The organism is Candidatus Thermoplasmatota archaeon (genome assembly GCA_035541015.1).
GTDB lineage: Archaea > Thermoplasmatota > SW-10-69-26 > JACQPN01 > JAIVGT01 > DATLFM01.
In genome coordinates this window covers 1-20891 of record DATLFM010000089.1, presented here as the reverse complement: position 1 = coordinate 20891, position 20891 = coordinate 1, and the positions used below count along the sequence as shown (strand labels likewise).

The following is a 20891-nucleotide window of genomic DNA, read 5'->3' as shown; positions in this document are numbered from 1 at the left end:
GTCGGGCTGCCGGTGGCGTTGTGCGTGACCACGAGCGCGCCCGACCGCTCGCCCGATTGGGCCGGGCGGAACGAGACGTGGATCGGGCACGACTGCTGCGGCGCCACGGGCGCCCCGCAGCCGTTGGAGACCGGGAACTCGCTTTCAGCAAGGGCGAACCGCACGACGAGGGCGGCCGTGCCGCGGTTCACGACGCGGAGGGTCATCGGCGAGCTCGTCCCGCCGACGACCTGCTCGCCAAACGCGAGCGTGGAAGGCGAGAACTCGGCCAGGGGCGCGAGTCCACCGTCGCCACCGGCTCCCTCGTCCCCGTCGCCGTTGGCGCCGTCGTCGGTCCCCCCGTCACCGTCAGTCCCGTCGTTGCCGCTTGTTCCGTCGTCGCCGCTTCCGTCGTCCTCGCCGCCGCCGTCGCCCGTGCCATCGCCCTCGTCGCCGTCCTCGCCGTCCCCGCCCGTGGGCGGCTCGTCGTCGTCGAGGATGGTGAGCGTCGCGGTCGACGGCGTGCCCAGCGTGGCGGGCTGCTGGCCGGCCGTGTCGCGAGGATTGGAAAGAGCCAAGACGACCGTACGATCGGCGTTGTCTGCGTCATCGTCGACGATGGTCAGCACGATCGCGAGCGTTCCGCCTCCCGCCGGAAAGGCGAGCGTGCCGCTCGACGGCGAGAAATGCGTGCCGGCCATCGCCGTTCCGCCCGTTGCGGACCAGTCCACGGAGCCGGGCGCGCACGTATTGTCGCCCGTGTAGGTCACGGAGATTTCGGCCGACCCTGCCGATTCGAGGACCTCGAAGGTTGCCGCGGTGAGTTGGAACGTATGTTGCCCGTGCGCGCACGCAGTTGCCGTCGGCGCGACAAGCGCAAGGCCGCCTGCCGAAAGGGCAAGGGCGACGACGATCGCGCGCGTACGCGAGTGGAAGGTCGTGCGCGTCATGAGGGGCCCAAGCGGTTCCATGCTCAATGAAGCTTGCTGCGGCCCGCGACGATTGCGACAACGGCGATCGCAAGGCCCGCAAGGATCGACTCGAACCCAGGTGTTGCTCCACGGTCCGGGCTGTCTCCATCGTCGACCGCCGACACTCCAACGCCGTGGAGGGCGATGGAGAGGTAGTGCGTTCCATCGTCGTAGATCCAATGGGCCGAGCGCTCGCCGGCCGCGACGGGCGAGAATCGGAAGTTGAGCAAACAGGCGGATCCCGGAGGCACGGCGGCGCACTCATGGGAAAGACGCCATTCGGGCCCGAGTTGCGGCTCCGGCAGGGAGAGCGTCGAAGGGCCCCCGTTGCCAAGCGTGGACGACCTTGGAGCGCTCACCCGTCCCACCCTCACCTCGCCGAACCGAAGGACATCTGGGTCCACGCTTGCCGCGGGAGCCGCTTCCCGCCGGTTCGCTTGCTCTTCGCCGACGATCCGGACCCAGGCGCTCGAAGGCGGCCAAAGCTCGGGCGGGTTCTGCGGGCACCTCGTGGCCCCGTCCTCGTTGCGGGCGTTGGAGAGCTCGAACTCGAACGTGCGATTGCCGCCCGTCGGCGGACCGGGGAGCAACGGCACGCGCACGACGTGAATGCTCTCGTTTGGCGCAAAGCGGAGCGTACCGGAGGTGGATTCGTAATCCTCCGACGCCCGGGCCAAACCGTCCCGGGTCGCGTAGTCCACCAACGAAACTTTCTGCGTCGGGCTGCCCCCGTGCTTGATCTCCAATCGCGCGTGTCCGTCGCTTCGGTTCGCAAGGACGTAGGCCGATTGGAGGCGGAATCCATGATGGGACGGCGGGCAGGGCGCAGACGGCGGCGTCGGCTGCGCCTGAAGGCTGCCGTGAGCTTGCTCTCCCAATGGCGTCGCGCCCAGCGTGAAAATCGCCAGCACCCCAAGCAGCCACGGGTACCGACGCCCTTGCGCCATCGGGCCTCACACGATGTGTTCGGCCACGTCCTGCAATTCGCGGTCGCAGTAGTGGCAGCGAAGGCGGGGCGGGTCCGTCGCGGCAACCGAGAATTGGGGCGCAACGGGCTCCTGCTGGTTCGTGATGCAGTTCGGGTTGCCGCATCGCACGATGCCCGTGACGTTCTGCGGGATGCGGACGTTGTGCTTCTCGGCCACGTTGTACTCGCGGATGATGTTGATCGTGGCCTTGGGCGCGATGAGCGCGATCTTGTCCACCTCGCGCGGATCGAGCTCGCGGTCCTCCACCTTGACGATGTCCTTCTTGCCGCCCTTCTTGCTCGGCACGTTGAGGGCGGCGGTGATGGAGCTTCGCGTCTCGGGCTTGGGGAGCTTGAGGATGCGCAGGACCTTGAGCGCCATGCCCGGGTTGATGTGGTCGATGACCGTGCCGTTGCGGATGGGCGTGACCTTGAGCTCCTTCATGCGACCTCGACCCCCATGAGCAAGGAGAGAAGCGCCATGCGGACGGGCACGCCGTAGAACGCCTGTTCGAAGTACTTCGCGTGGCTTGTCACGTCCACCTCGGGCGCGATCTCGCCGACGCGGGGAAGCGGGTGAAGGACGATCGTCCCCTTCTTGGCCTTGGCAAGAAGCTCGGCGTCGATGCGGTAGGTCCCGGCGACCTTGTTGTATTCCTCGGGATCGGGGAACCGCTCGCGCTGGATGCGCGTCACGTACACGACGTCGAGGCCGCCGACCACCTTCTCCAGGCTCGACTCGGTCGTGAACCTCGCGTTCATCTCGCGCAGGCTCTCGAGCGCGTCCTTGGGCATCTGCAGCGTGGGCGGGGCCACGAAGACCATCTCGGCGCCGAAGCGGGACAGGGCGTGCGCCAGGCTGTGCACCGTGCGGCCGTACTTGAGGTCGCCCACGATCCCCACGCGCTGCTTCTCGATGGGCCCCTTCTCGCGGCGGATCGTGAAGAGATCGAGCAGGGTCTGGGTGGGGTGCTGGCCGGCGCCGTCGCCGCCGTTTACGACCGGCACGCGGCTGTACTTGCTGGCCAGCCGCGCGGCGCCCTCGTGCTGGTGGCGCAGCACGATGGCGTCGACGTACTGGCTTGCCACGCGCACGGTGTCGGCAAGCGTTTCGCCCTTGGAGACGCTGGAGACCCCCGGCTCGGCAAAGCCCAGGGAGGTCCCGCCCAGGCGCGCCATGGCCGCCTCGAAGGAAAGGCGCGTGCGCGTGGAGGGCTCGAAGAAAAGAGCGCCCAGGACGCGGCCTTGCGCGGCGCGCGTCGGCTTCTCGCCGCGCGCAAAGGGCAGCATGCGCTCGGCCTCGTCGAGCACGCGGACGATCTCCTCGACGGAAAGGTCTCCCGCATGCACGACGTGCCGCCCGGCAAGGCCTCCGGCCTTCATGGGTCCGGCAAACGCTCCGCCCGCTAAAGCCTTTCGCGGCGCGTCCGCAGGAGGACGCCGGCGGCAAGGGCCGCCGCGGCAAGCGCGCCGCCGGGCGCGGGCAGGCCCTCGAAGGGACCGCCCCGGGCGGCCACGCGGAAGGCAGCCTCCTCGCCGTGGGCAAGCTCGCCCGCCGTGACGTTCACCTGCACGGCGTAGTAGCCCGCCGCCGCCTGGAACGGGATCGTCACGATGCGCTCCTGGCCCTCGTCGAGCGCCACGTCTTCGCGGTGCGCGGCGCCGGCCAGGCCGGACACGAGGACGACGGCGCTCAAGGCGAGCCCGTCGTCGCGCTCGAGATCGAGGTTGTTGTTGTGGTTGCGCACGGTGACGCGAAGCTCGGAGGGCTCGTCCGCGCGCGCCTCCGGCGGCTGCACCAGCACGGAGAAGCCCCGGACGGCCGTGGCAAGACCATAGAAGCGATCCTGCGCGTCGAACAGCAGGGCCGCGACGCGGTAGCTCGTCCCGCCCATGGCCCGAATCGAAGGCGCCGGCACCGACGCCGTGCGGCCCGCGGACCCCGGGAGGAACCCGGTCGGCGAGAATTCGGCGTTGGCCGCGACCTCGCCCGTCCGGTCGAGCACGTAGAGCGTGCCGCGCTTGCTCGCGGAAAGCGGGCTCGGGTTCGGGTCGCGCACGGTGAACTGGACGGTGTCGACCTGCGAGACGGGCTGGCCCGCAACCCCGCGCGGCACGAATTGGATGGCGGCCACGCGCACCGGATGATCCGACGCGGGAACGGCGACCGTGACGCCCCCGGCGGCGCGGCCCTCGCCGACGAGGTGCGCCTCGAGGACGAGAAGCCCGCTTGCGTTTTGCCCCAGCGCCGTCGCGGGAGCGAAGGAGACCGTCGTTGCCCCGCTTGCGTCGAGCGCGCCGCGGTGCACGAGCGTGCGGCGGGGCCCTTCGAACGCGGCGATCTCCACCTGCGCGCCGGCCGCGCCCGGGAACGAAACGGCCACGGGCAGGGGCTCGCGCGGGGAGACCGTCGCGCTTGCCACGGCCGTGCGGTTGCCCGGGCCGACGTCGGCCAAGCCAGGAAGGATCGATTCGGGCAGCGCGTGCGCAAGGACGCCAAGCGATCCGGGCAAGAAGGAGAAGGAAAGCGTCGAGCGCCCCACGCGCTGCGGCAATCCGAGCGGATCGGCGGGTATCTCGAGGATCTCGGCCTCGATGGCGTGCGGGCCGGCAAAGAGCGCCGGGAAGTCCCGCCCGTTCTCGCCGTCGAGGTCGAATTCGGCTTGGAACTCGAACGCGGCAAGACGCGCCATCTTGGCCGGGATCTCGCCGCCGGCCACGGGGATGGACGCGCGCACGACGAGGTTTTGCGTGGGCGCGGGCGGCTGGCCGTCGGGACCCCGCACGACGATGCGCGCGGTGAGGTTGAGCCCCAGGAACACGCCGTCGGGCCCGTCGTGCACGCGGCCGGGCACGAAGTACGGGTTCTCGTACACGCCAAGGCCCCCCAGCGCCGGCGGCCCCAGCGAAGCCGCGTCGCGCGCCGGCTCGTCCTTCCAACGCTCGACTCCGTATGAGGACGCAAAGGAAAGGAGGTCGGCCGTGAGCCCCGATTGGGACTGCGCGCCGGGCAGCAGCGGAATGCCCGCCAACGCCAGGAACGCCAGGCCGCAAGCGGTGACGCGGGCAACCCGCATGGGCGTCGCAACGGCGGCAGGGTTTATAGGAATTCGCTCCGGTGTCGGCGCGTGGCGATTGCGATCACCGGCGCCGCCGGTTTCGTGGGACGGCACCTCGTTTGGCACCTTCTCGAGAAGGGCGAGGCCGTGCGGGGGCTCGTCCACGATCCCGCCGACGGCCAGACCTTGGAGGCGCTGGGCGCCGGCTGGAAGCAGGGAGACGTCCGAAAGCCGGAAACGCTTCGCGACTTCGTCCGGGGCGCCGACGCGGTCGTCAACCTCGTTGCGATCCTGCGCGAGGCGCCCGCGGAAGGCCAAACCTTCTCGGCCGTGAACGTGGAAGGCGCGCGCAACGTCGCGCGGACGTGCGCGCAGGAAGGCGTTCCGCGGCTCGTGCACGTCTCGGCGCTTGGCGTCGTGGCCAACCCCGCGTTCCCCTACGCCGACAGCAAGTGGCGAGGCGAGGACGCCGTGCGGAAGGAGTTCCCGGCGGCCACGATCCTGCGGCCAAGCCTCCTGGCCGGACGCGGTCATCCCGCCTTCGACGTGTGGGCCCGGCAGGTGCGCTCGCTGCCGCTTGTGCCCGTGCCCGGCGACGGCAACGTGAAGCTCCAGCCCCTGGACGTTCGCGACCTTTCGGAGTGCGTTCGCCTCGCCGCCACGCAGCCCGACTACGCCCGGCGCTCGATCGATCTGGGGGGCCCCGAACAGCTCACCTACGACCAGATCCTCGACGCCGTCATGCGGCGCCTCCGCCGCAAGCGCGCGAAGTTCCACCTTCCCCACTCGCTTGCCAACTTCGGCGCCGGCGCGATGGCCCTCCTGCAGCGCAAGCCCGACGTGACCTCCGGGGAGATCGACGAGCTCCTGCGCGCGGACCACGTCACCTCCACCATCAGCGTCGAGAAGCACTTTGGCTTCGCGCCGCGCACTCTCGACCAGGCGCTGGAGGCGATGTTCTGACGCGGCCGGCGGTCGCCTTCCGCGCCGCGTGCCCGTCCTGCAAGCAAACCGCGTCGTTCCTGCCCGTGCGAATCGAGAAAGCCGTCGTCACGCCGGAGGAGGCCCACCGCGGCGACCGTCCCGGCTTCGAGGGCTTCCGCTGCCTGTCCTGCCGCAAGCTTACGCGGGAGGTCGTCGACCTCGACGGCGTCCGGCACGGCTGGCGCGAGGGCGCGCCCGCCACGGTCGGGTAGGACGCAAGCATGAAAGCGCCGCGCGTCCCGTTCGCAATCGCCGCCGCCACGGTCCTGCTCGCGCTGCCGCTGGCCGGCTGCGCAGGAGTCTCCATGCAGGGCGTCGACACCGCTCCCAAGCAGATCGTGGTCGCTTCCTCGGCCTTCGAGGAGGGCGCCTCGATCCCGGCACGCTACACCTGCCAGGGCGACGACGTCTCGCCGCCGCTCTCGTTCCGCAACGTCCCGGGCGCCGCCCGCGCGCTTGCGCTTGTCATGGACGATCCCGACGCTCCCGGCGGGACGTTCACGCACTGGCTTGCCTGGAACATCCCCGCCACCAAGGCCGCCATCGCCGGCGACGAGGACCTCTCCCGCTTCGCGCGGCTGGGCGCAAACGACTTCGGAAAGATCGGCTACGGCGGGCCCTGCCCGCCCAGCGGAACGCACCGCTACGTGTTCAAGGTGTACGCGACGCGCGAGCTTCTGGACTTGCCCACCGGCGCATCGCGCGACGCGCTTCTGGAGGCGCTCGAAGGACGCGTGCTTGCGCGCGGCGAGCTCGTCGGAACGTACGCGAAGCGTTGACGCTACCGCGAGCCCCACGCGGAGTCCACGTCGAGGTCCTCGCCGCCCTTGCCCTGGCCCCGGCCCTTGCCCTTGCGGCTTGGCTTGCGGCCCTCCAACTCGTCGAGCATCGACGACAGGTCCTCGATCTTCTTCTCCAAACGACGGCCTCCGACCGCGACGGCCACCTCGCCCTGCGTGCGCTCCACGAGGGCGCGGGCGACATCCTGCTTGCGCCGGACGTCGGCGACCGCCGCCGGATGATCGAATTGGACGAGCGTGCTGAAGAGCTCTTCCATTTGGCGCAGCACGCGCTGCGCCCCCGCGTCGTCGCCCCGCCGGATCCGGTCCAGGCATGCGCGCCGCAGCTCCCCGATCGCGTCGCCCATGCCAAGGAGGTACGCCTCGGGGGTCACCGGAAGTTCCGACGGGTCGGGAAGCGGCCGCTTTTCGAGAAGCGCCCGCACGAGCACGGCCTCGGCGAGTTCCTCCTGCATCTCCCCCACAAACCGCATGGCCTCGACCTCCGGGTGCCGGGCCAACTGGCGTCCGAGGACGCGGGCGCGGCGCAGCGTGGCGTCCAGAAGCGGGCTTGGATCCTCGCCGCGGTGGATTCGCTTGATGGCAAGCTTCGCGTCGCGCTGCACCTCCCGGCACGCCGCCAACGCGCGTTCGCGTTGCCGGTCCTTCTCGTCGAGGCTCCGCCGGAGCTTGCGCGCGACCGCGTCGAGCGATGGCATCGGCGCGAAAGCCGCGCTTCGCGGCAAATACTTACGCTTGCGGCGCGCATGCCGCCCCCCATGGCCCGCGTGCTCGTGACCGACCCCATCCACGACTCCGGCGTGCAGCTCCTCCGCAAGGAGCACGAGGTCGTGGTCGAGGAGCTCGACGCCGTGGCGCTGCCGCGCGCCATGGCCGGCTACGAGGCGCTCGTCGTGCGTTCGCGCACGAAGGTCACGCGCGAGGTGCTCTCCGCCGGCGGGAGGCTCAAGGTCGTCGGCCGCGCGGGCGTGGGCGTCGACAACGTCGACACGGCCGCCGCCAAGGAGCTAGGCATCGCCATCGTCAACGCGCCGACGGCCGCCACAAACGCGGTGGCCGAGCTTGCCGTCGGCCACGCGCTTGCGCTTGCGCGCGGCATCGCGCGCCTGGACGGCGCGATGCGGCAGGGGCGCTGGGAGAAGAAGGGCTCGGAGGGATGGGAGCTCGCCGGGAAGACCCTGGGCCTCGTCGGCGTGGGACGCATCGGCTCGCGCGTGGCCGAGCTTGCGCGCGCGTTTGGCATGCGCGCGCTTGCCTACGACCCGTACGTGTCGGCCGACGCCGCGCGGCGCATGAACGTCGAGAAGGTCGACTCGCTCGAACGTCTCCTCGAGGACGCGGACGTCGTCTCCGTGCACGTTTCCCTCACGCCCGAGACAAAGGGCCTCCTCGACGGCAAGCGCATCGCGCTCATGAAGCGCACGGCCATCCTGCTCAACCTCTCGCGCGGCGGCGTCGTGGACGAGCCCGCGCTTGCGATGGCGCTGGAGTCGGGCGCCATCGCCGGCGCGGGGCTCGACGTCTTCTCGACCGAGCCGCTTGCGCCCGATTCCCCGCTTGCGCGCCTGCCCAACGTCATCCTCACCCCGCACGTTGGCGCAAACTCGCGCGAGGCGCAGGCCGCCGCGGGGCGCATCGTGGCCGAGCAGGTGTTGAAGGTCCTGCGCGGCGAGACGGCGGACTTCCGCGTCGTCTGAGGACGTATACATTCGTATACGTACGTATACATCGACGTGCTTCACGCAAGCGAGCGTTTCTTGCGCGCCGGCGGCAGCCCCGTGTCGCCGCCGACGGCCTCGTCGATGGCGCGAAGGAGCGCGTCGAGACCTTTCTTTTCGACCGCGCTCACGGCGACGCGCCCGCTGCCGGTCGCCTTGACGTCGGCTTTCGTCTCGGCCTCGATGACGGGCACGGCAAGCTCGCGCTTGACCTCCGCGAGGAGCGCGAGCTGGCGCTCGATCGGGTAGCCGCAGTGCTCGCTTGGGTCGAGGAGGAAGACGAGCACGTCGGCGAGGTGGCGAAGCGCGAGCACGGCTTGGCGCTCGATGTCGTTTCGCTCCTCGAGGGGGCGGTCGAGGAGGCCGGGCGTGTCGACGATCTGGTACGCGATGCGTCGGTGGGTGAAGTGGCCCACGACGATGCCCTTGGTCGTGAAGGGGTAGGGCGCGATCTCGGGCTCGGCGGTGCTGATGGCCGCCACGAGGCTCGACTTGCCCACGTTCGGGTAGCCGGCCACGACGACCGTGGGCGTCTCGGGGTCGATCGTGGGAAGCTTGCGGAGCGCGTGCCGCACCTCGTTCAAGTATTCGAGGTCGCCGCGCACCTGCTTCACCACGCTTGCCATTCGCCCGTGCGCGGAGAGACGGACGCGCCCGAGATCGGAAAGGGACGCGGCCTTGAGGCGCCGAAGCTCGGTCTTCTGCACGCGCTCGGTCTGCTCGCGGGCCCAGCGCAGCGCGCCGAGCGATTTTCGCGCGCGGTCGACGTCGAGGAGAAGCGCGGCGAGGTCGCGGTAGAACGGCGGGAGGTTCTCGAACGAAGGGAAGGCTTTCTCGTAGCGCTGGAGGCTCGCGGAGAGCGTGTCGCCGACGGCGCGGATGCGCGAGCCTTCGCGGGAGCGCGACTTCTCCTCCGCGTCGCCCTTCATCTCGCCCACTTTTCCCGAGCGACGGAAGGCTTTGTCGAGGAGCTCGTCGGCTGAGAGCACGGTGGGGATGCGCGCAAAGCGCGGAAGCGGCGCCGTGGGCGCCTTGGCGTCCGAGCCGTCCGCCTCGTCGCCCGTCATGGCCGCGCGTACCCCGGGCCGACGTTAAGAAGATATGCCCGTTTGTGTGTTCGCCCGGGCGTTCCCACACCTTAAAAGCGAGTAACGCCTTCGATGGTCGCGGTGCTTGCGTGGGAGCGGGCTTTGTGGTCTCGGACAAGAATCGGCAAGCGGTCTTCGTCGAGCTTGCAAGCGGGGAGAAGGACCCCGTGCGCATCGCGAAGAAGCACCGCCTGCTTGCGCCCGCCGTCGAGCGGGTGCTCGGAGAGTTCGAGGCCGAGAAGCTCGTGCGGAGGGACCCAAGCGGGTACGTGCTGACGGAGGAAGGCGAGCGTGTCGCCGCCGACCTGCGACGGCAGGACCTGCTGAAGACGTGACGGTGAGAGAATGATGACCCTGCGCGAACGCGAGACTCCGGACGACGTCCTCATGCTGAAGGCCCTGGCCAAGCTCGGGGGCGTGGACAACTACGTGGCCATCTCAAGCGGCGAGCTTGCCAAGCAGCTTGGGATGAGCCAGCAGACCGCCTCGCGACGCATCCTCGACCTCTTGCACAAAGGCTTGATCGTCCGCCGCATGGGGATGCGCCGCCAGCTGCTGCGCCTCTCGCCATCCGGCGTGGAGATCCTGCGGCGCGAAGCGGCCGACTACAAGCTCATCTTCGAGCGCTCGACGGCCGGCTTTGCGTTCCGCGGCACGCTCGTGGCGGGCCTGGGCGAGGGCCAGTACTACATGTCCCGCCGGGGCTACCGCGACGCGTTCCAGCGCCTGCTTGGCTTCGAGCCGCATCCGGGCACGTTGAACCTGCGCCTCTCGGGCGCCGACCTCGACCGCCTGCAGGAGCTGCGCGCGCGCGAGGGCCTCGCGGTCCCGGAGTTCACCGACGAGAATCGGACCTTCGGCGCGGTGAAGTGCTTCTCGGCCTCGATCCAGGGCGTCCCGTGCGCCGTGGTGCTTCCGGCCCGCAGCCACCACGAGGGCATCCTGGAGGTCGTCTCGCCGTACAAGCTTCGCGACAAGCTCAACCTCAAGGACGGCGACGAGGTGCTCCTCGCGGTCGAGCCGACCGCAACGAGGGCGCCCTCGCGCCCCGCGCTCGCTGCGCCCTGAAGCGTCCTACGCCGGACGGGGTAAACCTTGAAGGCGGAGACACCGTTACTCCCCGTGTGAAACGAGTCAAGGTCGTCTCCGATCCAAGCGACCTCGTGCCGCTTCTTCGCCTCTTCGATTCGCCGCTCAAGCGAGCCGTTTTCCGCGACGTGGCCGTCGAATGGCACAGCGCGGCTTCGATCGCCGTCCGGCACGGGCCTTCGGCCGTGGAGGTGCTGGAGGGCTTCGAGAAGGCGCGCATCGTCGAGACGAAGTGGGAATCGGTCGACGGCGCCGCCACGAAGTTCTTCCGCAGCTACTACGCCTCGGTGCAGCTCGCATGCACGGTGCCCGTGCAGGAGATGGGGGAGATCATCGGTGTCGCCTCCATGGGCCGCGACGAGTTCGCCCAGGCCGAGGGCGAGATCTGGCAGCTGGCGGCGGGCGAGGGCGCGCTCGTGCGCATGGTGTCGGAGAAGCTCAACACGCCGCTCGTGCGCCTGCAGTGCCTCGTCAAGCGCTCGCGGAGGCTCGACCTCCGGGGGCATCTCATCGTGCGCCGGCCCGACTAGTTCGGCCCCGAGTCCGCTTCGAAAATCCCAAGGCGGATGCCGGCCCTGGCGACCCATGCGACGGGGGACCGGGGACCCGGCGAGAGCCATCGTTGCGACCGCGCTCCTGCTGCTTCCCGCCCTGGCCGGCTGCGCCGAGCCTCCTTCGTCGGCGGCGCGGGGCCTTGCCGCGTACTACGAGGACGCGGGCGTGCGGGTCCGCATCGTGGGCGTGGCGCCGGCGGTGACGGGCACGCTCGTGGCGGTGCTCGACGCTTCTGCGGTCCCCACCGAGGGCCGCGGGGGCGCGCGGCTTGTGCGCGACGGCGAGGTGGTGGCCTCGCAGGCGGTCCTGCCGCCCGAGCGGGGCCAGCGGCTCGTCGAGATCGCGTTTCCCGTCGCGGGGGTGCTTTCGCCCGGCGATTATCGGCTCGAGATCGTGTGGGCGGATGCGCTCTTGGCGGCCGAGGAGTTCCGGCTCCTTCCCGGCTTTGGTCCCTTGCAGTTCCCCGGCGCGCAGAGTCCGCCGTACGCCCCGCTCGCGTTTCCCTCCGGCACGCGCGTTGTGGCCGTGGCGGCGGCCTACGCGGGCGTGCAGGCAAACGATGCGGTCACGGTCGAGCTTTGGAGCGGCGGCCGGCTTCTGCTGGTCCGCCCGGTCGCCGTGGGCGACGGGACGCAGGAGGACGAGCCCGGGGTGCTCACCTTCGCCCTTGACACGGTCGAGCCGCTGCCCACGGGCGCCTACCTCCTGCGGCTCGTGTGGCGCGGGGAGCTGGCGCGCGAGGCCGAGTTCCACGTCCTCGACGAGGCCGCGTTCCCCGATCTCTCGGTTGGCCTTTGTCGCGGCAGGGAGTCGCGGTGCGTCGTGGACGCAAGGCTCCTGCAGGTGGACGCGGCGGCCCGCCTGCGCGTTGCACAGGCCGGCGACGTGGAGGCGCTTCGCGCAAAGCTTGTCGCGTTCCTGTGGGACCAAGGCGGTCTTCCGATGGATCGGGAGTTCGACGCGGTTCGCACGGGCGTGCGGGACGAGGCGTTCGACGGCATGCCCAACCTTGCGAGGATCGACGAGTACACCTTGTCCATGGAGTTCTCGCTCGACTCGGTGGCGTACCTCTTCCGGCCGCTGCAGGCAAACGGCGCCTTCCTCGTCTACCACAGCGGGCACGAGGACGCGGGCTTCTGGTCGGCCAAGGCGAGGGAAACGATCGCGTTCTTCCTGGAGCAAGGGTACGCCGTGATGGCGTTCTCGATGCCGCTTACGGGGAAGAACCCGCGCCCGATCGTCGAGGTCCCGGGCTTTGGCCTCGTGAACCTCACGCGCCACGACCGCTTCCGCTTCCTGCCCGACGAGGAGGCGTCCCCCGTGCGGTTCTTCGTCGAGCCCGTCGTGGCCGGCGTGAACCTCGCGCTGCGCGAAGGTTTCCGTCTTGTCGCCATGACGGGATTGTCGGGCGGCGGCTGGACGACCGTGCTGGCCGCGGCGATCGACCCGCGCATCCAGGCGAGCTACCCCGTGGCCGGCGCGCAGCCGCTCTACGTGTGTCTCCTCCTGGGCGATCCGTGCGGCGACTACGAACAAACGCTCCCGGCGCTCTACCGCATCGCCGATTACCTCGACCTTGCGGTCCTGGGCGCCGTCGGGCCGGAACGGGCTCAACGCGCGATCCTGAACCAGTTCGACCCTTGCTGCTTCGCGGGCGTGTCCCACCGCACGTACGTGGACGCCCTTCGCGAGCGCGCGGCCGCGTTGGGCGGATCCTTCGACCTCCTCCTCGATTCCACGCACACCGGGCACGTCTTGTCGCCGTTCGCGCGCGGCCGGATCGCCGAGGACCTAGCCCAAAGGATCGGTGCGGTCGGCCCGTAGGCCGCACGTCTTTTTGTGCCGGGGCCGGCTCTAGGGCCGATGATCTGGGTCCTTCGCCTGGGGCACCGGCCCGTCCGCGACGCGCGGATCACCACGCACGTGTGCCTCGTGGCGCGGGCCTTTGGCGCCGACCGGGTTCTCCTCACCACGCGGGACGCCTCGGTCGTGGACAGCGTGCGCGACGTGACGCGCCGGTTCGGCGGCCCGTTCGAGATCGAGGCGGGCGTTTCCTGGCGGGAGGTCGTGCGGACCTTCCCGGGAACCGTCGTGCACCTGACGATGTACGGCGAACCCTTCGAGCAAGCCGTTCCCGCGCTTCGCGGCAAGGACGTCCTCGTGGTCGTGGGAGCGGAGAAGGTCCCGGGCGAGCTGTACGCGAAGGCCAATCGCAACCTGGCCGTGGGTCACCAGCCGCATTCGGAGGTGGCGGCGCTCGCGGTGCTGCTGCACACCCTCCGGCCCGAGGGCCTCCACAAGCGGTTCTTCGGGGAGATCGAGGTGAAGCCCAGCGCGCGCGGCAAGCGCGTGGTCCCCGCCGGCGGCGAAACGTCCAACGCGGAGCCGTCCGAATAGCTTTAAGCTCCGGCGCCGCGCTTGCCCGGAGGATGAAGCTCGGACGCGACAAGGAACTTGCCGCGTACATCGAGGAGCACGCCGGCGAGGAGGGGCTGCGCCTTGCCAAGCTCCTGGAGGAGCTGGGCGAGGCTACGGACACCGAGATCAGCGAGCGCACCGGCGAGAAGCCAAGCCACGTGCGCAAGGTGCTCTACGCGCTCTACGAGGCGCGGGCGGCCGAGTACCAGCAGAAGAAGGACAAGGAGACCGGGTGGCAGACGTTCCACTGGAAGCTGTCGCTTCCCAACGCGCGGCACGCGATGGATCTCCGCAAGAAGCGGGAGCTCGAGAAGCTCGAGGGCGAGCTCAAGTTCGAGGAGGAGCACCGCTTCTTCGACTGCCCCAAGGGCCACGGGCGCTTCGACTACGCGAAGGCGATCGAGGTCAACTTCGCCTGCCCGTCGTGCGAGTCACCGCTTGCGTTCGAGGAGCAAAGCCCGGTGAAGGCGGAGCTCAAGGACAAGATCAAGGAGCTCAAGGAAGGCTAGGGCGCGCCGGCGCCTCCGTCGCCTTCTAGAACACCGTGATTGTGAAGTCCACGCCGCCGGTGGCCACGCCGTAGCCGTGCCCGTCGCCGGGCGGCAGGCACTGCGCGGTCGTCGCAAGCGCGCACACGATCACGCGCACCGTCCAGGTCCCGCCGAACATCGTGCCCGGCGCGATCCCGCACGTCTGGCCGGACCCGCTTGCGCGCGGCACGAACAGCGAGCAGTAGACGAGGAAGTTCGTGTGCGTGAGCGTGCTGCTCTCGATGTTGTACACCGTCTCGTCGGCCGATCCGAGCGTGTAGCGGTCCCAAACGTACTTCACGCCCCTCGAATCGGCGATCTCGATCTGGTAGCGCGCGACCGTGTTCGCGTGCTCGGTGACGGCGAGGGTCCACGATGCGCATTGGGCGCCCGGCTTGCCGAGGTTCGGGTCTGCCGTGGTGGGCGGGACGCCCGTCGGCGGAACGGCGGCAAACGAGCGGCTGCCGCTGTACACGTAGGTGTAGGAGCTGCCCTCGCGGCACGTCGCTGCGGAGGCCTCGGCCGCCCCGAAGGGGCCGGCGACGCCGACCTGCGAAGCCAGCGTGGAAAGCGGCAGCACGAGCAGGGCGACGGACAGCACGGCGAGCGGACGTTTGGCAAACGGCACGGCAATCCCGATGCGCAATTCGGGGGGCCTACGATTTAAGGGTTCTTGTCCGCCCGGCCTCCGTCTTGCACGCCCGTTGACCGGCCCGGCACGCGGCGTGGCCCAAGCTTTATCCTCCCCTCCCTCGTTGGCGCGACCCGATGGACGACGAGCTGCGGAAGGTCCTCGAGCACCAGCAGTACGGCGTCGTGGGGAACCACAGCGCCGTCAAGGTGTGCAAGTGGACCAAGGAGCAGCTTGCCGCCGGCCGCGGCTGCTACAAGAACACGTTCTACGGCATCCAGAGCCACCGCTGCCTGCAAATGACGCCGATGGCCACGTACTGCAACAAGACGTGCCTGTACTGCTGGCGCTACCAAGGATGGGAGCGTCAGGTCGAAGGGCCCTTCGACGAACCTCGGTTCGTCCTGGACGAATCGATCCGGCAGCAGAACCTCCTCCTGACGGGCGCCAAGGGGGATTCCCGCGTGTCGCCGGCGCGCTGGCTCGAGAGCCAAAGCCCCAAGCACGTGGCCATCTCGCTGACCGGCGAGCCCACCTTCTACCCGTACCTCTCGGGCTTCCTCGCCGAATGCCACGCCCGCGGCATCACCACGTACCTCGTGACGAACGGGACGACGCCGGAGGTCCTCGCCAAGCTCGATCCTCCGCCCACGCAGCTGTACGTCTCCTTCGACAGCCCCGACGAGGTCACCTTCCACCGCCTGGGCGTGCCCACGACGCCGCGCGCCTGGGAGAAGCTCAACGAGACGCTCCGCATGCTGCCGGCGCTCCGCGCGCGCAGCCGCACGGTCGTGCGCCACACGGTCATCAAGGGTTGGAACGCGCACGCGGCCGGAACGTTCGCGCGCATGGACGCGCGGGCGCAGCCGGATTTCATCGAATGCAAGGCCTACGAATACGTGGGCTACTCGCGCGAGCGCATGACCTGGGACAACGTGCCCCTGCACGAGGAGGTCCTCGCGTTTGCCCAGACGATCCGCGCCGCGCTCGGCTACGAGCTCGCGGGGGAGCGCCGCGACTCGCGGGTCGTCCTCCTGAAGCGTCCGGGTTCGCCGCAGTTCTTGTGGGAGGACCCGCGAAGCCAGCCCGTGTTTGGCTCGACCCCCCCGCGCGATCGGACGCCCTCGGAGACGGGCATCCCCGAGCTCGCCATCGGCTCCCCGACCGGTCTTGGCGCGGCACCCGACGAGCACCTCCACGTCGTGCACGAGCACGACGGCTCGGCGGACCACGCGTGCGGCGGAGGCTGCGGCGGCGGGGCGAACGCCCGCTTGCGGGCCGAGCCCTAGCAAGGCCACTCGGGGAGCGCGAGCTCGGAGAGGGATTCCCACGTCACAAGCTCCACCTCGACGCCCGCGTGCTCGCGCGCGTAGCCGAGTGCGGCGTCCAAGCGCATGAGCGCATTGGAGGTCCCGCCGGAGCCCACGCGCAGCGTGATCACGACCCCAAGGGCGGCCCCGTCGGCGGCAAGCGCGCCGCTTCCCGAATCCCCGAAGATGCCGGGGTACGGGCTTGCGAACTCGATCGCCCACGGATTGGAGTTGACCACGCAGCCGCTGTGGGGCGACAGCGGATCGGCATCCTGCCGCAAGTCCGAGTTGCCGTAGAAGCGCACGCGCTCGCCGTTGCCGACGGACGAGCTATCGGCAAGCGCGACCGGACCGCCGTAGTGGAGCATGGCCGGGTGGGCAAGGAGGCGGTGCTCGTCGTCGATGCGCAGGAGAGCGAAGTCGTTGTCGTCTCTTGCCACGCGGTCGGTCTCGCCGATCTCCTTCATCGTGTGGAAGCTCACGTACGCGACGGTCGCGCTCGCCGCGCCCCGAAGCAGCGGGTACGAGTCTCCCACGGCAAGGTCGTCCACGCAATGCGCCGCCGTCCCAAGGTACAGCGACCGGTTGTCGAGGCTGCGGAACAGGAAGTTGGCCGTGCATTGGCTGATCGGGCGGACCGCCGAGAGCGGATTCGAAGAGGTTCCGATCTGGATGCCCGGGCGGATCCGGGCGTCGGCGAGGGAGGGCCAACCGGGCGCGAAGACCTCGGGCGACTCCTCGACGGGCGGCTGGGACGAAGGGGCGACCTCCTCGGGCGCCTGCGGCGACACGCAACCGGCGAGCAGAAAGCCGACAAGGAGCGGAATGGCTGCCTTCATGCCCTTCCCCTGCCCACGGGCGGGTCGAAAAGCTTCTGGTTGCATCCTACGACCGGGCCAACCTAGCTCTTGACGGGCTCGCCAAACTCGACGGGAAGACGCACGGCGTTCCAGTCCCGCTCGACGACGGGGAGCGAAAGGGTGCCCGATTCGACGACGCCCGCCCAGAAGCTTCCCTCCGGCTGCGTCCAACCGTCGCTGCCGGAAAGGACGAGGCGGAGGCGGTTCCCCGCCTCGACGACGGTGTCCGCGGGGAAGAACCGAACCGTGTAGTCGATCGGCTCGCGCATGGGCGTGGGCTTGGGGTTCTCCACGCCGTCGCGGTGGCGCGCGGACAGGTACCCCCGGTTGATCCATTGGGCCTTCCCGTCGGGGCTCACGTCGTACAGGACGAAGGCGAAGTGGGGGTCGGTCCCGCCGGTGAGCGAATCGACGACCGTGAACCGGAACGTCACCGTGGGCCATCCGCTGACGTGGATCGTCTGGGAAAGAGGATCGCTCTCGAACACGAGCGCCTCGTTGGGAGGAGCGACCGGAGGGGGCACTGTGGGCACGGGCGCGCCGGCGGAGCGCGCGAACGCTTCGATGTTCTCGCGGAAGAAGAGGGGCTCGAACGCAGGCGGGGGCTCGAGGACGAGCGCGCCGGGCGCGAAGTGGAGCGCGAACGAAGCGGCGTCGGCGGGCGGGAAGGCCGCTTCGCGGCGCCAGGTCCCCGACGAATCCTGCACCTGCACGGGCGGAAGGTCATCGAGGATGCCGTTGTCGAGGCCAAGGAGCCAGTGATCGTACCAGCGGTGGACGAGCTCGCGCCAGTCGGGGCGGCTCCACTCCGGCCGGAAGCGGTTCTCCTCCGGGTAGTCGTGCGCCCACTGTCCGAGAACGGCGCGCTTCTCCGAGGGGATGCGGTCGAACCAGTCGCGGATCGCCACGGGCTTCACGTTCCAGTCCTGAAGACCGTGCACGTAGAGGACGCTTGCGCGCACGTCGTCGGCCCTCTTGCGGAACTCCCGCACCTCCCAATATTCGTCCCAGTCGCCGCTTGTGTCGAGGCCGTGGACGAACATCTCCGGCTGGCACAGCGGCCGCGACCCGTAGTTGCGCCAGCCCTGGACGCTCGAGGGCGGGTCCATGCCTTCGCCCGTGCCGTAGAAGAAGTTGCCAAAGAAGTTGTGGAGCGTGTACGGGACGCCGTCGTAGAAGTTCCATTCGTACTGGCCGCTCACGCTGCTCACGGGGACGATCGTCGTGAGGTGCGGCGGCGCGAGCGTTGCCGTTGCCTGCTGCGTCTCGCCGTCGTACGACTTCCCGAACATGCCCACGCGCCCATTGCTCCAAGGCTGCGCGGCGATCCACTCCACGAGATCGTAGCCGTCCTGGGATTGGAGCGTGGCCGTCTGCTCGAGGCATCCGCCGCTCTCCCCCGTCCCTCGCACGTCGGCGAACACCACCGCGTACCCGCGCGGCACGAAGTTCTCGAGGAGCCACTTGTAGCGGAAGTAGCCGGGCGGGCTTGCCGTGTCGTCGGGATCCTCGCGCGAGGCCGGCGCAAAGTACGGACTCATGACAAGGAGCGTCGGGGCCCTCCAATCGGAATCGGACGAGAGATCGGGGAGGAACAGCCGGACGTGGAGCTCGGTTCCGTCGCTGGACGCCGGGATCCAGAGGCTCTGGCCGGGCAAGGCCAGGAAACGTTCGACGGAAAGCCCAGCCCGATCGAGGGACGACTGGGTGTCCGCAGGGGCCACGGTCTCGGTGGGACCGACACAACCTGCCGCGACGAGGGCGACAAGGGCCAGGACGGCAAGCGTCCGCTGCGACATCGCGGGTCCAAGGGAGCGACCGGCGTCTTAAGCTTTCGCGGGCCCGTCTTCGCCAAGCCGGCGGCGGAGGCACCCTCGCGCCAACGGCGCAAGCGCGCAAGGCAACCGCTTTATCTTGCCCGCTCCGTGCGCCCCCCGTTGCCCCGCCACGACGAACGCCCGCAAGAGCCGCTACGGCCTCCCGAGGCGGAGCTCCTGTACGACGACCGCTGCCGGGCTTGTCGCTTCGCCGCCGGCAGCGTGCGCAAGTGGGACCTGCGCGGGCGCATCAAGCTCACGGGGTTCTCGGCTCTCGAATCGAGGGGGCACGACCTCACCCGGGAGGGTCTGGGAAGCTCCGTGCACGTGGTGCGCGAGGGCGTCCTCCTGTCGGGCGGCGACGCCGTTCTCGCCGTCCTTTCGACGCTTTTCCAGCCCCTATCGGTGCTCGAGCGGTTCCAGACCGTGCGGCGCGTGATTCGGCGTGGATACCGGGTGCTCGCCAACATCCTGCACGGCTGATACCACTATACCAGTTAATGGAAATCGAACAAGTTCGAATCAATTGCTGGATGGAATCCCCGAGACGGGAACCATGGCCTCGACCTTGGCGGGCACGACGCCACGAGGGGCCTTCGCGCGGATGTCGGGGATGCGGAAGCAGAACTCCTCCGCGACGGCCGAGTAAAAGTACACTTCCTTGTTGCCGCGGCGGTCGACGCCGGAGACCTGCACGAGGCCGGCGCCGATGAGCTTCTGGAGGTGATGGTACGCGAGCTGCTGGCTGATCGCGAGACGTTGCGAGATCGCGCGGCTCGTCATCGCGCCGTCGACGAGCATCTCCAGGATCGCGTGACGCGTCTTCTCCGTCACGAGATTGATCTTGTCAAGCCCTTCCACGACGAGCTTCGTCGAACCTGCCGCTTGTTCCGCCAAGGCATCCCCTCCTCGGGCAAGAAAAGGCAAGCTCGTGCGCTCACTTGAAGGTTTCCTTTTCGACGACGAGCGCCTCGGAGAGGCTGCCGCTGCGGTACCCTTTCGCGTCGAGCGTCACGAACGCGAAGCCCGCCGCGCGCAAGTCCCGCTCGATCTCCGCGCCCGCGCGCCGCGCGCGCGCAAGCTCGTGCGGCTCGACCTCGACGCGCGCCACGTCGCCGTGCGAGCGCACGCGCACTTGCGCGAACCCGCGCGCCCGAAGCGCCGCCTCCGCGCGCTCCACGCGCGCGAGCTTCTCGACTGTGATCGTCTCGCCGAAGGGGATGCGCGAGGAGAGGCAGGCCATGCTTGGCTTGTCGGCGACCGGAAGCTCCATGGCGCGCGCAAGCGCCCGCACGTCGTCCTTCCCGAGGCCCAGATCCAGAAGCGGCATCCACAATCCCGCCGCGCGGCTGGCGGCGATGCCTGGGCGCCACTCGCGCAGGTCCGAGGCGTTCACGCCCACGGCCACGCGCGTCGCCTGCCATCGTCCCGCGGCGTCGAGGAGCACGCGGCTCATCTCCTCACGGCAGAAGTAGCAGCGGTTGACTGGGTTCTCCGCGTAGCGCGGGTTTGCAAGCTCGCTTGTGCGCACGACCTCGTGCCAAAGCCCCATCGCCCGCGCGCTCTCGCAGGCGGTCGCAAGCTCGGACCGAGGCAGGCTCTCCGAATCGACCGTGACGGCCACCGCGTTTTCCCGGCCGAGGGTCCGGGTAGCGGCCGCCGCCAGGAGTGCGCTGTCGACCCCGCCCGAGTACCCCACGACCACGCGGCCTTGCCCTTCAAAAAGGGACAGAAGCTCGGAAAGCCGGTCTTGAACGGCCATGATCCAGGGCCCGAAGCGTTCGATCGTTTAAATAGGCTCCACCCTAGGTTAGATTAGGTATCCAATACCTTGATGGCGAGTCCCGCAAACGGGGACGCGCACAGCGGAGGAGCAAGGTTGCCGAAGCTGCTTTCCGTCGCCGCACTCGCTCTCGCGCTTGCCGCTCTCGCCTTGCCGTCGGTTTCGGCCGATGGCGCCGAGACGCTTGCTCAGGGCGCCCTTCACGGCTTGCCGCAGGAGGCCGCGCCGCCGGCCGCAACGCTTGCCGTGCCCACGCGCTCCATCGCGGGAACGCCGCTTGCCCTTGCCGACAACGCCTTGCAGCTCCTCGCGCAAGCGCCCCTCCAGCGCGT

The 20891-nt window shown here is 69.6% G+C and carries 25 protein-coding genes; 13 read left to right on the top strand and 12 right to left on the bottom strand.

The window, feature by feature from the left end:
* From VM681_08095 to VM681_08075, 5 genes are all read right to left on the bottom strand, one after another.
* On the bottom strand, nt 1-929 hold a 929-nt coding region (locus tag VM681_08095; GenBank protein ID HVL87945.1), incomplete at its 3' end, for a choice-of-anchor D domain-containing protein.
* A 23-nt stretch (nt 930-952) separates the two neighbouring features.
* The gene (locus VM681_08090; GenBank protein ID HVL87944.1) at nt 953-1897 is read right to left on the bottom strand and encodes a Calx-beta domain-containing protein; all 945 of its coding nucleotides are present in this window, start codon (nt 1895-1897) and stop codon (nt 953-955) included.
* Between the two features lie 6 nt (nt 1898-1903).
* Nucleotides 1904-2362 carry an aspartate carbamoyltransferase regulatory subunit gene (gene pyrI / locus VM681_08085; GenBank protein HVL87943.1) on the bottom strand — a complete coding sequence of 153 codons (459 nt, stop codon included), beginning with the start codon at nt 2360-2362 and terminating at the stop codon, nt 1904-1906.
* A complete protein-coding gene (gene pyrB, locus VM681_08080; GenBank protein HVL87942.1) occupies nt 2359-3300 on the bottom strand; it encodes an aspartate carbamoyltransferase in 942 nt (313 codons plus the stop codon). The genes pyrI and pyrB overlap by 4 nt, the downstream gene beginning before the upstream one ends.
* Before the next feature lie 23 nt (nt 3301-3323).
* A complete protein-coding gene (locus VM681_08075) occupies nt 3324-4994 on the bottom strand; it encodes a hypothetical protein (protein ID HVL87941.1) in 1671 nt (556 codons plus the stop codon).
* 51 nt (nt 4995-5045) lie between these two features.
* On the opposite strand from VM681_08075, the gene VM681_08070 reads away from it, so the two are divergent.
* The 3 genes from VM681_08070 to VM681_08060 all read left to right on the top strand — a co-directional run bounded on the left by VM681_08070 (nt 5046) and on the right by VM681_08060 (nt 6739).
* Entirely contained in the window at nt 5046-5939 is an 894-nt protein-coding gene (locus VM681_08070; protein ID HVL87940.1) for a complex I NDUFA9 subunit family protein, read from the top strand.
* 65 nt (nt 5940-6004) lie between these two features.
* Nucleotides 6005-6172, top strand: a complete 168-nt coding sequence (locus VM681_08065; GenBank protein ID HVL87939.1) for a hypothetical protein — start codon at nt 6005-6007, stop codon at nt 6170-6172.
* Nucleotides 6173-6181: 9 nt separating this feature from the next.
* A complete protein-coding gene (locus VM681_08060) occupies nt 6182-6739 on the top strand; it encodes a YbhB/YbcL family Raf kinase inhibitor-like protein (GenBank protein ID HVL87938.1) in 558 nt (185 codons plus the stop codon).
* A 2-nt stretch (nt 6740-6741) separates the two neighbouring features.
* Here the strand turns inward: VM681_08060 and VM681_08055 are convergent, their stop codons facing one another.
* Entirely contained in the window at nt 6742-7458 is a 717-nt protein-coding gene (locus VM681_08055) for a translin family protein (GenBank protein ID HVL87937.1), read from the bottom strand.
* 60 nt (nt 7459-7518) lie between these two features.
* Here VM681_08055 and VM681_08050 point away from each other — a divergent pair, with 60 nt between their 5' ends.
* A complete protein-coding gene (locus VM681_08050) occupies nt 7519-8457 on the top strand; it encodes a hydroxyacid dehydrogenase (protein ID HVL87936.1) in 939 nt (312 codons plus the stop codon).
* A 41-nt stretch (nt 8458-8498) separates the two neighbouring features.
* On the opposite strand, the gene VM681_08045 is transcribed toward VM681_08050, so the two are convergent.
* Nucleotides 8499-9545, bottom strand: coding sequence for an NOG1 family protein (locus VM681_08045; GenBank protein ID HVL87935.1), 1047 nt, complete (start codon nt 9543-9545; stop codon nt 8499-8501).
* 110 nt (nt 9546-9655) lie between these two features.
* Between VM681_08045 and VM681_08040 the strand changes: the two genes are divergently transcribed.
* Genes VM681_08040 through VM681_08015 form a run of 6 tightly spaced genes read left to right on the top strand, consistent with a single transcriptional unit; the run spans nt 9656 to nt 14137 of the window.
* The gene (locus VM681_08040; protein HVL87934.1) at nt 9656-9901 is read left to right on the top strand and encodes a hypothetical protein; all 246 of its coding nucleotides are present in this window, start codon (nt 9656-9658) and stop codon (nt 9899-9901) included.
* A gap of 13 nt (nt 9902-9914) precedes the next feature.
* Nucleotides 9915-10634 carry a DUF120 domain-containing protein gene (locus VM681_08035; protein HVL87933.1) on the top strand — a complete coding sequence of 240 codons (720 nt, stop codon included), beginning with the start codon at nt 9915-9917 and terminating at the stop codon, nt 10632-10634.
* A gap of 56 nt (nt 10635-10690) precedes the next feature.
* Entirely contained in the window at nt 10691-11185 is a 495-nt protein-coding gene (locus tag VM681_08030) for an ArsR family transcriptional regulator (protein ID HVL87932.1), read from the top strand.
* 55 nt (nt 11186-11240) lie between these two features.
* Complete coding sequence (locus tag VM681_08025) at nt 11241-13034, top strand: hypothetical protein (GenBank protein HVL87931.1); 1794 nt, start codon at nt 11241-11243, stop codon at nt 13032-13034.
* Nucleotides 13035-13073: 39 nt separating this feature from the next.
* Complete coding sequence (locus VM681_08020; protein ID HVL87930.1) at nt 13074-13607, top strand: tRNA (cytidine(56)-2'-O)-methyltransferase; 534 nt, start codon at nt 13074-13076, stop codon at nt 13605-13607.
* Nucleotides 13608-13639: 32 nt separating this feature from the next.
* Nucleotides 13640-14137 (top strand): hypothetical protein, encoded by a 498-nt coding sequence (locus tag VM681_08015; GenBank protein ID HVL87929.1) that lies wholly within the window; start codon nt 13640-13642, stop codon nt 14135-14137.
* Between the two features lie 25 nt (nt 14138-14162).
* Here the strand turns inward: VM681_08015 and VM681_08010 are convergent, their stop codons facing one another.
* On the bottom strand, nt 14163-14804 hold the full coding sequence (locus VM681_08010) for a hypothetical protein (GenBank protein HVL87928.1): 642 nt from the start codon (nt 14802-14804) through the stop codon (nt 14163-14165).
* 122 nt (nt 14805-14926) lie between these two features.
* Here VM681_08010 and twy1 point away from each other — a divergent pair, with 122 nt between their 5' ends.
* The gene (gene twy1, locus VM681_08005) at nt 14927-16078 is read left to right on the top strand and encodes a 4-demethylwyosine synthase TYW1 (GenBank protein ID HVL87927.1); all 1152 of its coding nucleotides are present in this window, start codon (nt 14927-14929) and stop codon (nt 16076-16078) included.
* Here the strand turns inward: twy1 and VM681_08000 are convergent.
* Both VM681_08000 and VM681_07995 read right to left on the bottom strand, forming a co-directional pair.
* Nucleotides 16075-16938, bottom strand: a complete 864-nt coding sequence (locus VM681_08000; protein ID HVL87926.1) for a hypothetical protein — start codon at nt 16936-16938, stop codon at nt 16075-16077. The genes twy1 and VM681_08000 overlap by 4 nt on opposite strands.
* A 62-nt stretch (nt 16939-17000) precedes the next feature.
* Nucleotides 17001-18758: a CocE/NonD family hydrolase gene (locus VM681_07995; GenBank protein HVL87925.1), complete on the bottom strand. Its 1758-nt coding sequence runs from the start codon at nt 18756-18758 to the stop codon at nt 17001-17003.
* Between the two features lie 138 nt (nt 18759-18896).
* Between VM681_07995 and VM681_07990 the strand changes: the two genes are divergently transcribed.
* A complete protein-coding gene (locus VM681_07990; GenBank protein HVL87924.1) occupies nt 18897-19259 on the top strand; it encodes a DCC1-like thiol-disulfide oxidoreductase family protein in 363 nt (120 codons plus the stop codon).
* 39 nt (nt 19260-19298) lie between these two features.
* On the opposite strand, the gene VM681_07985 is transcribed toward VM681_07990, so the two are convergent.
* Together VM681_07985 and larE are read right to left on the bottom strand one after the other, a co-directional pair.
* A complete protein-coding gene (locus VM681_07985; protein ID HVL87923.1) occupies nt 19299-19673 on the bottom strand; it encodes a winged helix-turn-helix domain-containing protein in 375 nt (124 codons plus the stop codon).
* 40 nt (nt 19674-19713) lie between these two features.
* Nucleotides 19714-20538 (bottom strand): ATP-dependent sacrificial sulfur transferase LarE, encoded by an 825-nt coding sequence (gene larE, locus VM681_07980; GenBank protein ID HVL87922.1) that lies wholly within the window; start codon nt 20536-20538, stop codon nt 19714-19716.
* 117 nt (nt 20539-20655) lie between these two features.
* Here larE and VM681_07975 point away from each other — a divergent pair.
* The coding region (locus tag VM681_07975; protein HVL87921.1) for a hypothetical protein at nt 20656-20891 on the top strand (236 nt) is incomplete at its 3' end.